The organism is Flavobacterium sp. Sr18, assembly GCF_011064265.1.
In the GTDB taxonomy this organism is placed as follows: domain Bacteria; phylum Bacteroidota; class Bacteroidia; order Flavobacteriales; family Flavobacteriaceae; genus Flavobacterium; species Flavobacterium petrolei.
The window spans coordinates 3,698,512-3,714,389 of record NZ_CP049329.1 but is presented as its reverse complement, the minus strand read 5'-3'; the positions used below and the strand labels follow the sequence as shown (position 1 = coordinate 3,714,389).

Annotated in this window: 10 protein-coding genes and 1 pseudogene; 8 read left to right on the top strand and 3 right to left on the bottom strand. The window is 34.4% G+C overall.

What is annotated here, in order from left to right; all coding sequences use genetic code 11:
- The first annotated feature begins 7 nt into the window (after positions 1 to 7).
- Together G7A72_RS16180 and G7A72_RS16175 are read left to right on the top strand one after the other, a co-directional pair.
- Entirely contained in the window at positions 8 to 1,438 is a 1,431-nt protein-coding gene (locus G7A72_RS16180) for a SusD/RagB family nutrient-binding outer membrane lipoprotein (RefSeq protein ID WP_165153462.1), read from the top strand.
- Between the two features lie 21 nt (positions 1,439 to 1,459).
- On the top strand, positions 1,460 to 3,034 hold the full coding sequence (locus G7A72_RS16175; protein WP_165153460.1) for a calcineurin-like phosphoesterase family protein: 1,575 nt from the start codon (positions 1,460 to 1,462) through the stop codon (positions 3,032 to 3,034).
- Between the two features lie 173 nt (positions 3,035 to 3,207).
- On the opposite strand, the gene G7A72_RS16170 is transcribed toward G7A72_RS16175, so the two are convergent.
- From G7A72_RS16170 to G7A72_RS16165, 3 genes and pseudogenes are all read right to left on the bottom strand, one after another.
- Positions 3,208 to 4,260: a cell wall metabolism sensor histidine kinase WalK gene (locus G7A72_RS16170; protein WP_256371172.1), complete on the bottom strand. Its 1,053-nt coding sequence runs from the start codon at positions 4,258 to 4,260 to the stop codon at positions 3,208 to 3,210.
- Positions 4,261 to 4,314: 54 nt separating this feature from the next.
- A complete protein-coding gene (locus G7A72_RS16660; RefSeq protein ID WP_241258544.1) occupies positions 4,315 to 4,557 on the bottom strand; it encodes a HAMP domain-containing protein in 243 nt (80 codons plus the stop codon).
- Between the two features lie 155 nt (positions 4,558 to 4,712).
- Positions 4,713 to 6,054: pseudogene (locus G7A72_RS16165) on the bottom strand (sigma-54-dependent transcriptional regulator).
- A gap of 190 nt (positions 6,055 to 6,244) precedes the next feature.
- Between G7A72_RS16165 and G7A72_RS16160 the strand changes: the two are divergent.
- From G7A72_RS16160 to G7A72_RS16135, 6 genes are all read left to right on the top strand, one after another.
- Positions 6,245 to 7,015, top strand: a complete 771-nt coding sequence (locus tag G7A72_RS16160) for a sensor histidine kinase (protein WP_165153458.1) — start codon at positions 6,245 to 6,247, stop codon at positions 7,013 to 7,015.
- A complete protein-coding gene (locus tag G7A72_RS16155; RefSeq protein WP_165153456.1) occupies positions 6,978 to 7,697 on the top strand; it encodes a LytTR family DNA-binding domain-containing protein in 720 nt (239 codons plus the stop codon). The genes G7A72_RS16160 and G7A72_RS16155 overlap by 38 nt, the downstream gene beginning before the upstream one ends.
- A gap of 122 nt (positions 7,698 to 7,819) precedes the next feature.
- Entirely contained in the window at positions 7,820 to 10,090 is a 2,271-nt protein-coding gene (locus tag G7A72_RS16150; RefSeq protein ID WP_165153454.1) for a cation:proton antiporter, read from the top strand.
- Between the two features lie 1,328 nt (positions 10,091 to 11,418).
- The gene (locus G7A72_RS16145; protein ID WP_165153452.1) at positions 11,419 to 11,937 is read left to right on the top strand and encodes a DUF4402 domain-containing protein; all 519 of its coding nucleotides are present in this window, start codon (positions 11,419 to 11,421) and stop codon (positions 11,935 to 11,937) included.
- Positions 11,938 to 12,030: 93 nt separating this feature from the next.
- Positions 12,031 to 12,885, top strand: a complete 855-nt coding sequence (locus tag G7A72_RS16140; RefSeq protein WP_165153440.1) for a molecular chaperone — start codon at positions 12,031 to 12,033, stop codon at positions 12,883 to 12,885.
- A 267-nt stretch (positions 12,886 to 13,152) separates the two neighbouring features.
- The gene (locus tag G7A72_RS16135) at positions 13,153 to 15,621 is read left to right on the top strand and encodes a hypothetical protein (protein ID WP_165153438.1); all 2,469 of its coding nucleotides are present in this window, start codon (positions 13,153 to 13,155) and stop codon (positions 15,619 to 15,621) included.
- Positions 15,622 to 15,878: the final 257 nt, after the last annotated feature.

Here is a 15,878-nt window from a genome sequence, read left to right as displayed (position 1 = left end):
TTTAAAGATGAATAAGATAAAAATTTTTACGGGAACTTTAGCCTTAATACTGCTAAGCGTAGCTTGCACAGGTGATTTTAGTGAACTCAATGAAGATCCAAATCGGATTGCCCAAATAAGTCCGGGAACTTTAATAAACCCCATCATTTATGGCCTGGCTACACACAATGCCAATAGAAGTGCCAGTGTCACTTTCGATTTAATGCAGGTATCGCTACCCTTTCCTAGCGTTTCCGGAGGGCTTCACCGCTACGATTTAAGCCAGGAAATAGGCTATTCGTCTTGGGCAAATTATTACAAATGGCTCAATAATATTAAGGAAATGAAGACCGCTGCCATACAAGCAGAAGATCGTAATTATGAAGCTATTGCACTGACGTTAAATGCTTGGGTGTATGCGAACCTTACGGATATTTTTGGACCAGTTCCCATGACCGAAGCCGTAAACGGTGAGGAAGGCAATCTCTATCCTGCATTTGATTCTCAAGAATTGATTTACACAACCATTTTAGCTGATTTAGAGCGGGCCAATACCCTGTATAATACCACTACTCCAATGATTTATGCCAGTGACATACTCTTCCAGAACAATGTCACGAAATGGAGAAAGTTTACTAATTCCCTTCAAATGCGTTTGTTATTGAGAATCTCCAACCGTACGGAAACCAATGCTTTTCAAAAATTGGCTACGATGATTCAAAATCCAGTCCAATACCCTGTTTTTGAAAATACTTCCGAATCTGCCATCTTAAAAGTCACTGGAGTAACCCCTAACGTTTCCCCTTGGGGAAGACCGCAGGATTTTAACTTAAACGTAAAAATAGCCTCCTTTTTTATTGATAATCTTAACACCATGGCCGATCCCCGAAGACCTGTTATTGCAGGTGTTGCAAGAGACTTGAACAATGTTTCCATAGGCTACAAAGGAATTCCCAGCGCCTATTCAGGTGCTGAATCTCAGTTTACCTACAATGCTTCTACTTTTAATCCAGCGCAGATTACCAATCCGATGAATATTTTCCTAATGACCTATGCCGAAGTAGCCTTTATAAAAGCCGAAATGGCACAAAGAGGATTTACTGCGGATGCCGAATTGCATTATAAAAAAGGAGTTCAGGCAGCCATGGAGCAATTAGGAGCCCAAATACCCACTGCTTATTTCCAAAATTCATTGGCAGCTTATGATGGTACTTTAGAAAAAATAATGCTTCAAAAGTATTATGCGCTCTATTTTATCGATTACCAACAGTGGTTTGAATACCGTAGAACAGGATTTCCTATTCTTCCAAAAACGACTGCCTTGGAGAATAACGGACTTATGCCTTCCCGTTTTTCCTATCCGACGAGCATTCAAATCAACAACCAGCAAAATTACCTTAAAGCAGTTCAAATGTTAGGTACGGATGATATCAACACTAAAGTTTGGTGGGACAAATAAAATCTTAATTAAAAATAAATGATGAAAAAATCAATATTATCAACTTGTGCCTTGCTATTTTCAATAGGAATTATGGCACAAACAAACGTTCAGGGTTTTGTTTTTGAAGACCACAATCAGAACGGCAAAAAAGATCGAAATGAAAAAGGAATTGCCAATGTTTCCGTAACTAACGGACTCGAAGTGGTCCTCACCGATAAAAAAGGAAAATACAACTTGCCTATTAGCGATGATGCAATCATAGCCGTAATAAAACCCGCCAACTATGCAGTAGGCGTGGATGAAAATAATCTGCCTCAATTTTTTTATAATCACAAACCCAAGGGTTCTCCTCAGTTAAAATTCAAGGGAGTAGATCCTAGCGGAAAACTGCCTAAATCAGTCGATTTTGGTTTAGTTCCCCAAGAAGAAAAGGAACAGTTTACAGCCCTTATTTTTGGAGATCCACAACCCTACACCCAGGCTGAAGTCGACTTTTTTGCCAAAGGGATTGTAGCGGAGGTGGAAGGCATTAAAAATGTCCCTTTCGGATTAAGTCTGGGCGATTTGGTGGGTAATGACCTTGCTCTTTTTAATCCATACATAAAAGCGGTAAAAAAAGCTGGAATTACGTGGTATAATTTACTGGGAAATCATGATCTTAATTTTGATGCCACCACGGATGAAAAGGCCGATGAAACCTATGAAGCCCATTTTGGTCCTGCCAATTATGCCTTCAATTATGGGAAAGTCCATTTTATCGTAATGGATAATGTACTTTATCCTGACCCCCGAAATCAAAAAGGATATTGGGGTGGTTTTACAGCAAATCAATTGAATTTCATCGCTAATGATTTAAAACTGGTTCCAAAAGAGCATTTAATAGTATTGGCTTTTCATATTCCGATAAGTGAACCTGCCGATGAAGATACTTTCAGAGATGCAGATCGGGATCAGTTATTTGAACTTTTAAAAGATTTTCCAAACACCCTTTCTCTTTCGGCCCATACCCACATTCAACGCCAAGATTACTTTGGAAAAACCGAAGGTTGGTTGCAGGAAAAACCGCATCATCATTACAATGTTGGAACCACTTCCGGAGATTGGTATTCCGGAAAACTGAATTCCGAAGGAGTTCCGGTTTCGACCATGCGCGATGGAACTCCAAAAGGGTATGCATTTATTAATTTTAACGGAAATCAATACAGTCTGGATTATAAAGTTGCGGGTAAATCCAAAACCTACCAAATGGACATTTTCGCCCCCAAAGTAGTTGAAAAAGGACGTCCTACCCGATCTGGAATTTATGTGAATTTCTTTATGGGAAGTAAAAATGACAAACTCGAATACCGAGTAGATCAAGGCGACTGGAAAGCAATGGACTATGTTGAAGAAATAGATCCATCTTATGCGACGGAGGTTTATGAATGGGATCTAACCGAAGAATTAATTCCCGGAAGACGCTCGTCTAATCCTATCGAAAGCAAGCACCTTTGGAGAGGAAAAATTCCAACGAATCTTGAAATAGGTGCACATAAAATCGAGATTAAAGCAACTGATCAATTTGGAAAAACCTACACCGAAACAACTTCTTACCGCTTAGAGAATCAGAAATAAGTTTGTTTTTTTTTTAAGGCTCGCTAAAGATTTTAATCCAGGCGAGCCTTTTTTTATACCCAATTAAGAGTAGTTTCACACCTACTAATCCAAGCCAAAAAGAAAATGTACTGCTTTTAATCCGAAGACCATTATTACTAACTTTTATAGTTTATCTAAATTTAAATACTTAATCATACAGTACCCAATTTAAAATAAAAAGTACTGCCCAGACCCAATTCACTTTCAACTCCAATAGTTCCGTTTTGTGCTTCTATAAATTCTTTGCTTATAGCTAAACCAAGTCCTGTTCCCGATTTTTGGCTACTAGGAACTTGAAAATATTTATCAAAAATTTTAGTTTTATAACGGGAATCAATTCCTTTTCCAGTATCACTTACTTGAAAAACTACCTGATTGTTTTCATTTTTAAGTTTTACAATTATCGTACTGTTTTCTGTTGAATACGCAATTGCATTGGTTAAAAAATTAATCAAAACCCAAGCAGTTTTCTCGCTATCCGCTTTTATATCCGGTAAATTTTGTTCCCTTTCAATAACTAGTTCTATTTGCTTTTGCTCTGCTTGCACTTTTACGGCTTCGGTAGCGTAGTTAATAATTTCATAGGGATTACTCTTCTCCATATTCAGTTTAATATTTCCTGTTTCTAACTGCGACAATTCCAATAGTTCGCCAGTAATTTTTAATAACCGCTGACTACCGTCTTTTATACTTTCGATTATTTGCTTTTGGTCTTCATTAATGTTTCCTGTTTCTACTTTTTCAAGTAATTGTAAACTTAATTTTATGGATGAAATTGAGGTTTTCAATTCGTGTGAAACAGTAGCAATAAAATTGGTTTTAGCAAAATCCAGTTCTTTGAAAACAGTAATATTTCTCAAAATAATAACATCGCCAACGTCAATAGTTTGATCTTCTCCTGTTGGTTTTATCGTAATATTTACTATTTCTTTTTCGAAATAACTTTCTTTTCCATCAGCAAAAATTTTCATGGGAAGCGATTTCTGTTTTTCGTTAGACAAATCATTTATTATTAGCGATTTCATCAAATCATTTGTCAGAGCAAGAGTTGTTGCCAATTTTCCAATTACTTCTTCCGTTTTTAATCCAATGATTTTCAATGCTTCATCATTGGCAAATAAAACCAATCCTTGATTATTCAACCCAATGATTGGATCCTGCATATTATTGATTAAGGTTTCTAGTCTTTTCTTTTCAAATGACAGTTTATAGAGATTACTATTATTGTATTCCTGCAGTTATTCTGCCATGGTATTGAATTATTTGGCCAAATCCCCAAATTCATTGTGATTCATAAAATTCACACGTTGCGAATAGTTTTTGTTGGCTATTTGTTTGATACTGTCCCTGAGTTCTTTTATTGGATTAGCGATATTGTTGGGCAAATTCACTAATAAATTGAACGCAATCAAAAAGCAAAGTGTTCCTGTTACTGCTATCCAAAAATTAGCGGTCTCTGCCGTGTGTTTTGCAATATCACTTTTTTCTTTTATCGCATTCATATTCAATTTTTACTCCTGCTTCATCATCCGGAGAATTATCATCCAAAATACTTATAGTCATAGCTTTATGAATTAAGGCTTTGTGGTGTTCATGCCAAAAAATAGCATAAAAAAAGCCAGTCAAAATGATAAGCTTTTCTCAAAATAATATGATTTTAATGAATGTTGTATTCGTCTAATTTCCGATAAAGTGCTGCAATTCCTATTTCTAATAAGCGTGCCGTTTCTGCTTTATTCCCATTAGTATAATTTAATACTTTTTGAATGTGCAATTTCTAGACACTACCCATGGAAAAAGCGGATACTATTTTATCGACTTTGTCGGTTTGGTGTTGCATTTCGTAAGGTAGCAAGTCTTGTATTAAAGGTTCCCCATTAACCAAAATAACGGAACGTTCAATCACATTTTTAAGTTCCCGAACATTTCTAGGCTAGTGATAGGTTTCTAGTTTACGAAGAAATTCAATATCGATACTCAACGTTTTTTTATTTGTTTTAGCCGAAAATTACGATGCAAAACTATGAGCCAATGGCGCAATATCTTTTATCCTTTCTCGCAAAGGTGGAATTTTAATTTCGAAAATATTCAACCTAAAATACAGATCCAAACGGAATCAGTGTTCTTCGCTTTCGGTTTTTAAATCGCGATTGGTTGCTGCAATTAATCTAAAAATGGACTTTTTTGGAGTGGTATCACCTATCTGAATATAATCGCTAGTTTCTAAAACCCGTAATAATTTAGCCTGCAATTCTATAGGTATTTCACCAATTTCGTCCAAAAATAAGGTTCCTCCATTGGCTTCTTCAATAAATCCTTTTTTAACTTTTAAGGCACCTGTGAAAGCCCCTTGTTTGTGTCCGAATACTTCACTTTCCAAAATTTATTTACTAAAAATACTATAATTCAATACCACAAAGGACTTCCCTACCCGATTGCGATTTTCATGTATGGCTTGTGCAAAAACTTCCTTTCCAGTTCCGATTTCACCCATTAAAAGTATGGTGGAATCTGTTTTGGATACCTCTTTTAGCCAAATCAATTACCTGTTCCAATCCTTTTGATTTTCCGATAATAGAATCAAATGAATATTTATCAGAAATTCGTTTTTCTAATTGTTGGACTTTCTTTTGCAACTGCACTTTTTCTAATGCCTTATATAACAACGGAATAATTTTGTCATTATCATCCCCTTTGACTATATAATCAAAAGCCCCGTTTTTCATGGCTTGAACACCATCGGAAATTTTGCCGAAAGCGGTTAATAATATGACCTCATCCAAAGGAAATACTAGTTTAATTTTTTGTACAAAATCAACGCCGTTGCCATCCGGAAGTTTGACATCTCACAAAACCACATCAATATCATTGTGTTCCAATTTCTTGAAACCTGATTTTAAATCCGATGCTTCAAAAACTTCAAATCCTTTTGATTTAACAATTCTTGCGAGAAGTCCGCGAAGGTTTTCTTCATCCTCGAAAATAAGGCTGTTTTTCAAAATAGTAGAAATTATTAATTTACACAAAATTAAATATTATTTTTAGATGTTTAAGTTTAAACTGTATAAGCCCTAGTCTTCTATTTTAATTTCTGTCACACCAACTAATGAAAAATCAAAATTCAACTCTTAAAAGAAATAAAAATAGTGTGAAGATTATTTTTTAGTATTTTTGAATCAAATCTAAAAGATGAATAAAATTAAAGAAAGTAATGTTGTGATTTATCTTTTTCTAACGATTATTCTGATCCTCGTCCTATTGTTATGCTATCTTGGGTATCGATTAATTCAGTCGGGAAAGAGTAAAAAGAATGTTGAAGAAAAATTTCATCTGCTAGAAATGAAAGTAAATAATTTGCAGTTGGAAACATTGGAATCCAAACTGAATCCACATCTTTTCAAAAACATTCTCAATTCAATTCAGTCACACGCGTACCAAACGTATTTTGCGTTGGACAAATTGGCGAATGTGCTGGATTACATTTTATATGAAAGCCAAAAAAAGTTTGTTTCTCCAAAAGAAGAAATCGAGTTTGCGCTGAACCTGATAGAAATCAATAAAATAAAAGTCAGCCCACTTTTTGAATTGAAAGTGAAAACCAAAATCAACGAAGGTGAAATGCTTTATGAACAACCACTTTTGGCACCTTTGATTTCGATAGATTTAATAGAAAATGCTTTTAAACATGCTGATTTGCAAAGTGCCGAAGCTTTTATCTCAGTTTTATTTGAATTCAAAGAGAACTGTTTTTATTTGACGGTTTCGAACAAAATCTCAGATAAAAAAGCATTAAAAAAAGAACGAAGCGGTATAGGAGCAACCACATTGGAACAACGTTTGAAAATTATCTATAAAAATCAGTTCAAACTGGATAAATTTGTCGAAAATGACATTTATATTGCGCACTTAAAAATCAATCTTCTTGAATACAAAACTCAAATGCTTGCTGCTGGACGATGAATTGCTGGGATTGACATACCTGAAAATGCTATGTGAGCAAATTCCGGAATTAGAAATCGTAAAAGTATTTAATAACCCTGAAAAATTACTGGCTGAATTTCCGGAACTCGATTTTGATTTGTGCATTTCAGATATCGAAATGCCGGGAATCGACGGGTTGACTCTTGCGAGTTTATTGCAAAACAAATTGGTTATTTTTACCACTGCATACAAGGATTATGCTGCTAAAGCATTTGATATAAACGCTGTCGATTACATCACAAAACCGGTTACAAAAGAGCGTTTGCAAAAAGCTGTTACAAAGGCTTTGGAGCGGTTCAATACAGTTGCACCCGCAAAAAAATTCATTCATTTGAACACTGATAAAGGAAAAGCTTTATTGTATTTTAACCAAATTCAATACATTAAAACCGCCGTGGCAGACAGCAGAGACAAAGAAGTATTTCTGGTTGATGGCAGTTCGCTAATTTTAAAAAATATTAATTTTGATTCGATTTTAAGCCAACTTCCTAATGTTGATTTTTGCAGGGTGAACAAAAAAGAAATCATCGCAATAACAGCGGTAAAATTTTTCAACCACAATGAAATTACACTTAGTCATCAAGAAAAGGATGGTAAATTCACGATATTAATTTTGAGCGAAACCTATCGATCTGATTTTTTGATAAAAGTGAAAATCTAACTTATTACAAAGTTTTCCCATCTTGTTACATTCGACGAAAATTAGCATGTGTTTCTCTTTATTTCCAAAAATTCACTTCCCATATTTGCATCATAAAGCATTGATAATTTAAAAAAAATTGCATGAGAAGTTTTAAAAATTCGTTTTTTTATTTAATAATTATAGGGGTATCGTCGGCTTTAATGTATTGGATTATTCTAAAAGGAAAAATGTTGGAAGTAGGACAAAATATTGTTTCTCACCAAAAAGAAAACGGACATTGGAATGATTTTATAACGGCGATGAACAATAATTTGCAGCACCCATTGGCCATTCTTTTGGCGCAAATTGTAACTATTATTTTAGTCGCTCGATTTTTTGGATGGGTTTGCAGGAGAATTGGGCAACCTACAGTAATTGGGGAAATGATTGCGGGGATTGTGTTAGGTCCTTCTTTAATCGGGATGTATTTTCCTGAATTTTCAGTAATGTTGTTTCCAAAAGATTCGTTAGGCAATTTGCAGTTTTTGAGCCAAATTGGGTTGATCTTTTTCATGTTTGTCATTGGAATGGAACTCGATTTAAAAGTACTGAAAAACAAAGCGCATGATGCAGTGGTTATTAGTCACGCCAGTATTATTATTCCGTTTACCCTAGGTTTAGGACTTGCTTATTTTATATATCATTCTTTTGCGCCTCCTGGTGTTGAGTTTCTTTCTTTTGGATTATTTCTGGGAATTGCTATGAGCATTACGGCATTTCCGGTTTTGGCTGGAATCGTTAGGGAACGCGGAATTCATAAAACGAAATTAGGCGCAATTGTAATTACCTGCGCCGCCGCTGATGATATCACGGCATGGTGCATTCTGGCAGCAGTAATTGCCATTGTAAAAGCTGGTTCATTCACCAGTTCCCTGTATGTTATGGCATTGGCAGTATTTTATGTAATTCTGATGCTAAAATTGGTTCGGCCTTTTCTAAAAAGAGTTGGTGATTTGAATGCTACCAAAGAAAGTCTGAACAAACCAGTTGTGGCTATTTTCTTTTTGACATTATTATTGTCTTCTTATGCTTCTGAATTAATTGGGATTCATGCTTTATTTGGCGCATTTTTGGCTGGAGCAATCATGCCGGAAAACAATAAATTCCGTACTATTTTTATCGAAAAGGTTGAAGATGTTTCAGTGGTAATTTTGCTTCCTTTGTTCTTTGTTTTTACGGGTTTAAGAACCCAAATCGGATTGATTGATGATCCACATTTATGGAAAATTACCGGTTTGATTATTTTAGTTGCTGTAGTAGGTAAATTTTTTGGTAGCGCACTTGCGGCAAAGTTCGTAGGACACAACTGGAAAGACAGTCTGTCCATTGGAACACTTATGAACACAAGAGGTTTGATGGAATTAGTCGTGCTGAATATTGGATACGATTTAGGAGTTTTGTCCACAGAAATTTTTACTATGATGGTTATTATGGCGTTGGCGACGACCTTTATGACGGGTCCAGCTTTGGATTTGATCAATTATCTTTTCAAAACTAAAGACAGTAGTGTCCCGGAAGAAATTAGTAATAAAAGTAAGTATAAGGTGCTGATTTCTTTTAACACTGCCGAAAAAGGAAAAACCTTATTGAAAGTTGCCAATAGTTTAGTCAAAAAACAAAGTGGAAATACGGTTGTTACTGCAATGCATTTATCCTTAAGTTCAGAGTTGCACTCTTTTAATGTTAAAGATTATGAACGTGAAATATTTTTACCGGTTATTTCGGAATCAAAAAATTTAAATCAAAAAATAACTACCCTTTTCAAAGCGTCAAATGATATTGATTCGGATATTACGGATAGAGCAAACCATGGCGAATATGACTTGTTATTAGTAGGCTTGGGACAATCTATTTTTGAAGGAACTTTATTGGGGAAAGTGCTTGGTTTTACAACAAGAATTATCAATCCGGATCGATTGATTGATAAGTTTACAGGTAAAGAGGGTTTGTTTGAAAACTCCCCATTTGATGAGAGGACAAGACAAATCATTGCCAAAAGCAAAATGACAGTAGGTATTCTTATTGACAAAAAATTTGAAGAAATCAATCGGGTTTTCATGCCTATTTTTGGCACAGAAGATGCCTTTTTGATTGAGTTTGCCCAAAAACTAATTCACAATAATGGTTCCCAAATTACGGTTTTGGATGCCGTTGGAGAGATAACAAACAATCGAGAAATTCAAGAAGCAGTTCGTTCCATAGAACAAATAGCACCCAACCATATTATGATGATGAATGAAAGAATAATCAAAAAAGAATTTTTAGAACAACAAGATTTAATGATTATTAGTTTAGAAAGTTGGAAAAAACTGATTGACTCCCACAGTATTTGGCTCAATAACACACCGTCTATATTGATTATTAAACCTTAGAATCAGCCTTAAAAACCTTAGGTACCTTGCCGGATAGCGCTTCGCCCGAAATTCCAACCCATGACCCTCATTTTAAAATTCTATCGCAAATAAATATTTTAGCGTTAAAATTTGGTACAACAGAAAAAGGAGGCATTCTGGATTGAATTATGCAACTATTGAAGAACTTAACGATCAAATTAATTACAAAAATGTAGCGTAACTTAATGTGCAGCTTTTATTTGCATATCCAAGTGTAATATGTTTAACTATTTGAAGTTTCTTTCCATATTTATTTAAAATATGGAAATCTTCAATTGTACGTGTTTGGTTAACTAAAAGGTGGTCTCATTACAACTAAAAAAACTTGACACTCATTCCCTTTGATTCCTATAAGCATTACTATTATCTCTTTACTTTATGACAATCTCTAGCCACAACAATAACGCTTGAAACTATTATTGATTTTCATGATTTAAAAGTAACTAATTGCGTATTCATAAGGCTTATTTATTTTCAACTACTAGATACCCTAAAAAAATTCAGAAATTTATAGGTTAAATACCATTCTTTCACATAAATAGTACCTTCTGAAACTTCACTATATTCTAAATCACCTTTTCCAGGATCATTATTTGGTGGTGTTATTAATGCAATCTGTTAATCAATTTTTCCGTCGCCACCAGTAACTTCACAATGTAAAAATGTACCATCATCAAAACTTTTATTTATTTCAAAAATCTGCTTGATAAAAAAAATTAAAGATAAAGGGCAATTTTCCTCACGTAATAAAAATTCTAAGCACTGATAAACAGTAAGTTGGTGTTTTATATTTACAATTTATCCCCACAATCATTATTGTTTATTTTTATGTAAAAATAGAAATCATGAAAAATCCAATATCTCTAAAGCTTATTGTAATTGATTAATCTCCATCAAAGAACAACTTTCCGACCTTTTTAAGCACCAAGAGCATTAGATTTTTTTTCGAATTGTATATAATTTGAAATGTAAATTGTAGTTCTTCAGTGTTCGCCTTGCATAGAGTGACTCTCGAGATTTTCTCAGGAGGATACTTTTTTGGTATCGCTATTTTTTAATAGAATAACACGATACGGATTTTTTCGATAAAGAAAAAATTATGTATAAAGACACCTTTTTTCACAATTAAAATATATTAATAGACAAAACAAAATATACAAGGTAATTTTCTTATTAAAAAAATAAAAATATGTATTTTGTCGATTATAATTTACTTTAATCGATTTTTTTTAAATTAAACAATATACCTTTGGTCCATAATTAGATTGCTATAAATATCATTTTTTTAACCTAAATTATTTTCTATTATGAGAAAAATTACCTCTATTGTTACGCTAATCACGGCCGTAGTTGCCGTTTCAACAACTGCTAATGCACAAGCAACTGCAACCGCAGCATCTGGAGCAACGATTGTAACACCAATTTCAATTACTAAACAAGTTGACTTGAATTTTGGTAATGTAGCTGTTACTACAACTGCTGGAACTGTAATTATGACTCCTGGTGGAGTTCGATCTACAACTGGTGGAGTAACATTACCAACAACAACTGGTACAGTTGCAGCAGCAAGTTTTACAGTAGGTGGTCAAGCTGATTATACGTACAATGTTACGTTGCCAACAGCTGATATTACACTTGCTGGACTTACGCCGGCAAACACAATGTCTTTGGGATCGTTTACTAGTTCGCCAAGCGATACTGCAGGGGCACTGTTATCTGGTACTCAAACTTTGACTGTCGGCGGTACGTTAACGGTAAAAGCGAGTCAAGAAGCAGACACCTATGCAAATGCAGCAGATTTAACAGTGACCGTAAATTACAACTAATTTATTGTACTAAAGAGTGCTCCCTAGGAGCACTCTTTTTTTTATAAAGCTACTATAGCTATCTCCTAAAAGTTGCAATAAGCATACCTACTCATGAACAAAAAAATTATTTTAGCATTTTCCTTCCTTTTATGTTTTTCCTGTCCCACAATCGCACAAGGTGATTTAGTAGTATTTCCAAAACGCATCACTTTTGACGGAATTAAAAAAAAAGTTGAAACGGTCAATTTAAGCAACGTAGGCAAAGATACCGCGACCTATACCTTGTCTTACAGTGAAATTAGAATGGGAAAAGATGGTAGTTTCAATGTAACTGAAATACCCGAGGACGGTCAAAATTTCGCTTCACCTTATCTTCGTTATTATCCCAGAACCATCACTTTAGCGCCCAATGAATCCCAAAATATTAAAATACAACTTATTAAAACTAGTGAATTAAAGCAGGGAGAATACCGCTCCCATCTCTATTTTAGAGCTGTCCCAAAATCAAGTCCGTTACAACAAGAAGCAATTGACACAACCGATCATAAAGTAAAAGAACTACATTTTAATCTAGTTCCTGTATTTGGTCTTTCCATAGCAAATATTATTACCATTGGAGAAAGTAGCACGACAGTGCAGTTGACAAATCTAAGAATTAACGAATCAAAAGATGGGCACACCACTACACTATCTTTAGATTTTAATAGGCAAGGAAACCGTTCAGCATACGGCACAATAGAAGTGAATCATATTTCGCTAGAAGGAACGAGACAAAAAGTAGCTACAATTAAAGGATTTGCTATTTATAGTCCTGGAAACCTGCGAAAATCTAAAATAGAATTGGACAAAAGCCAAAACATAGATTATTCTAAAGGAAAACTAGAAGTTCATTTTACCACAATAAGCGAAAACACGCTTTACGCAGAAGCTACTTTAGATTTAAATCAAGCATCGATAGTCAATTAATAAAATATAGTATTATGATAAATCTAAAGTAAATCAACCACAGTATTTTATTTATTTTCCGCTTTACAAAATCATCAAAAAAAATAAACTTTTTAATCTATAATGCGTATCTGTGATACTAAAAAACCAGTTCAATCTTTACTAGAGTTCGCTCTCGATTGTTGGTTATTAATCAAAAATAGAACCTTTTTTCTGTTATTACACCTTCTTTTGTTATTTGGATATTTGGTTCCGTCATTCGCACAAAAATCTCAATTCGAAGAAGTTATGATAGCTCTTAAGGTGCAAAACGTTGGAAGTATCGAAATTTCTACACTAATCAATGAGAGGCAAGAAGTCTATTTGTCAGTACCTGAAGTGTTTGATTTTTTGAAAATTAAAAACGAACATAATGAGAGTTACAGTGTTATAGATGGTTTTTTTATTAATGAAAATAATGTTTTCCATATTGATGAAACTGTACATACAATCTGTTACAAAGGGAAATTTATCCAACTGCAACCAGGAGATTTAATTCATATTACTAACAATTTATTTTTAAAAGCAAACCATTTTAATTCCATCTTCGAATTGGAGAATACATTTTCATTTAGAGACTTAACTATTTCTATGTCTTCATCCTATGAGCTGCCGTCGGTAAGAGAAGCTCGGTTACGCCATATGCGCGCAACTATTAAAAACATCAAATACGGGTTTATAGCGGACACTACTATCAGAAGAGATAAACCCTTATTTCATTTTAATAATGCGGATTGGGTGTTAAACACGACCCAGCGCTCTAATGGAATAAATCAAGAACAACTTCGTCTGGGTCTTGGAGGGATAATTGCTGGGGGTGAGTTCGAAAGTTCATTCAACTACATTAATAATCAAGCTATTTTATCAAGAAACCAATACTACCGATGGCGTTATGTGAACAATGATGACCAATACTTAACGCAAATTTCAGTGGGGAAAATAGCAAATTCATTAACAACTACGATAATTAATCCTATCATTGGTGCCCATATCACAAATGCAAAGACGACCGCTAGAAGATCTTTTGGCACCTATGTTTTGAGTGATTATACAAAACCAGAATGGACGGTAGAACTTTATATCAATAATATATTAATTGATTACACTAAAGCGGATGCAACCGGTTTTTTCTCCTTTACTGTACCGCTTCTCTATGGAAAAACAGACGTTTTAGTTCGTTATTACGGACTTTGGGGAGAAGAAGAATTGTCCACCAAACAATTGGTCATTCCTTTTTACTTCCTTCCACAAAATAAATTAGAGTACAACCTCAGTTCCGGAATCATAGAAGAGGATAAAAAAAGTTTATTTGCAAATGCAAAAGCAAGTTATGGTCTTTCAGATTACATCACTATTGAAGGAGGACTTGAATATGTTTCATCGATCGAAAAAAACAACTTCATTCCTTATTTTGGCTCTTCCATTCGGTTAGCAAGTCAATTGTTTGTTTCAGGAGGTTATTATTCCAAAGTAAAATATACGGGAAACCTAAACTTTTCTTCGCCAAAAAACATACGTGTGGATTTGGATTATACAAAATATGATAAAGATCAAGAGGCCGTTCGGTTTAATTATTCAGAGGTGCGCAAAGCCAGTTTAAGTGTTCCCATGCATACCTCTCTTATTTCGGGAGTTTCGCGATTCACCATTCAACAAAATTTTTATCCTACAGGTAAATATACAATATCAGAATTAGCATTCTCCGGAATGGTTTACAAGCAAAATTTTAATCTCATCACCAGCTCCTATTTTACAGGGGCCACAAAACCTTTCGTCTTTAGTAATTTATCTAGCTCGTTGCGACTCCCAAAAGGATTTGTTTTTACTCCCAATATTAAATATGAATACCGTGCAGCGGAAATTACTTCCCTAAGTGCTCAACTAAGAAAAAAGGTTTTCAAAAAAGGATTCCTTCAAGCTTCCTTTGACCGTGATTTTAAATATAACACTAGTTCCATGCAAATAAGTTTTCAGTATAATTTCAAGTTCTCAAATACGGGATTTTCTAGCAATATTAGTAAGGACGTAGTATCTTTTTCACAATTAGCCAACGGAAGTTTGATTTTTGAACCCAGTGCCGATTTTGTGGAATTTAGTGGTAATACTACCATTGGCAGAGCGAGTGTAAAATTTGAACCATTTTTAGATATAAATGGCGACGGCAAGAGAGACATTGATGAACAGCCAGTAAAGGGGGTAGAAGTTACTGTTAATGGCGGTACGAAAACTCTAAATCCAAAAGAAGGGATTACGATTATTACTGGATTGGAACCCTATGTAAAAAATTTAGTTACCTTCAGTACTGCTAAAATAAATAATATTGCTTGGCAACTAAAAGACAAAACTTTAAATATTACCCTAAACGCGAATCAATTAAGAGTAATTGAAATTCCTATTTCTGTTGTGGGAGAAGTTGCCGGTATGGTTCAACGTAGAAAAAATGGGCAGATTACAGGAACAAGTGGTTTAAAAATCAATATTTACAGAGAAGATGGCGGTTTTGTTACCTCTGTCCTTTCTGAAGCAGATGGTTATTTTGGATATCTAGGTTTGATATCAGGCCACTATTCTGTCAGAATAGATTCCATTCAATTGCAAAAATTACATCTTAGGGTCGAATCTAAAAACACACATTTTGTAATTAATAATGGCAATGAAGGAGCTATTGTTGATAATGTTGAATTTATTCTTTATCAAGACGATACAGAAAGAAACTAGTGATAGAGCCATTTCCAAGGAAACCAAAGTTTAATAGCAAATCCGATTCGTTTTAAAAGAAGCCAATGAACAAGCCGTTTAGAAAGTAGACCTCATAGTTTTTAGAAGAAGAAAGATGCTACGTCGTTTATTTTCTAAAATTACAATAAGATAGCGCCATCCCAACACTACATTCGGAGATACAGAAGAACAGTATAAAAGCCATTCCAAGGAAGTTTTTATTAGCGCGATTCAACTCTTAGTTACAAAAAGAAAAC

Coding starts and splice junctions, on each gene's coding strand:
- G7A72_RS16180 (WP_165153462.1), top strand. CDS start 8: ATGAATAAGATAAAAATTTTTACGGGAACTTTAGCCTTAATACTGCTA.
- G7A72_RS16140 (WP_165153440.1), top strand. CDS start 12,031: ATGAACAAAAAAATTATTTTAGCATTTTCCTTCCTTTTATGTTTTTCC.
- G7A72_RS16135 (WP_165153438.1), top strand. CDS start 13,153: ATGATAGCTCTTAAGGTGCAAAACGTTGGAAGTATCGAAATTTCTACA.
- G7A72_RS16160 (WP_165153458.1), top strand. CDS start 6,245: ATGAATAAAATTAAAGAAAGTAATGTTGTGATTTATCTTTTTCTAACG.
- G7A72_RS16175 (WP_165153460.1), top strand. CDS start 1,460: ATGAAAAAATCAATATTATCAACTTGTGCCTTGCTATTTTCAATAGGA.
- G7A72_RS16150 (WP_165153454.1), top strand. CDS start 7,820: ATGAGAAGTTTTAAAAATTCGTTTTTTTATTTAATAATTATAGGGGTA.
- G7A72_RS16145 (WP_165153452.1), top strand. CDS start 11,419: ATGAGAAAAATTACCTCTATTGTTACGCTAATCACGGCCGTAGTTGCC.
- G7A72_RS16660 (WP_241258544.1), bottom strand. CDS start 4,557: ATGAATGCGATAAAAGAAAAAAGTGATATTGCAAAACACACGGCAGAG.